The 460-nt window shown below is 58.5% G+C and carries 1 protein-coding gene; it reads left to right on the top strand.

Annotation, left to right across the window (positions count from 1 at the left end; translation table 11 throughout):
* A partial coding sequence (locus tag HUW62_RS47755; RefSeq protein ID WP_176438235.1) for a hypothetical protein occupies positions 1 to 460 on the top strand: 460 nt, incomplete at both ends.

Here is a 460-nt window from a genome sequence, read left to right as displayed (position 1 = left end):
GAACTGAAGATCCCTGCCACGGCCAAGCGCGGGGACGTGTACTCATTCGAAGTTCTAGCGAATGATACTGTCGTCTCCCACGAGAGCTTTATCGTCACTGGCGAGCTGAACGAACGGGACGACTTCCTGTTTGGCAGCGAACGGCTGCTTGGCAAGCAGCAACGGGTGGTCGAGTTTGGCCGGTTCCGTGACGGATTCAACCGCGCTGAGACTGTGTTTGCGCCGCGGGCTGTACCTGGCATTGACGTGTCGGTGGACAACGGAACGATCTATGTCTCCCCGAATAACGATCTCGGCAACGCCACTCCGGACGTTTTTGACGCGACCGTCGACGTTTCCTTCTACAACTCCGGTGGTTCGAGGCCAGCGAAGCACCCGATCTTGCTCGACACCGACCGCGACGGCAACGCCGACATTTACGACCCGGATGATGACGGAGATGGTGTACTCGACACCATCG

This window comes from Myxococcus sp. AM011, from assembly GCF_013372595.1.
Lineage (GTDB): Bacteria > Myxococcota > Myxococcia > Myxococcales > Myxococcaceae > Myxococcus > Myxococcus eversor.
The sequence above is the reverse complement of the archived record's forward strand: the minus strand, read 5'-3'. Positions and strand labels throughout refer to the sequence as shown.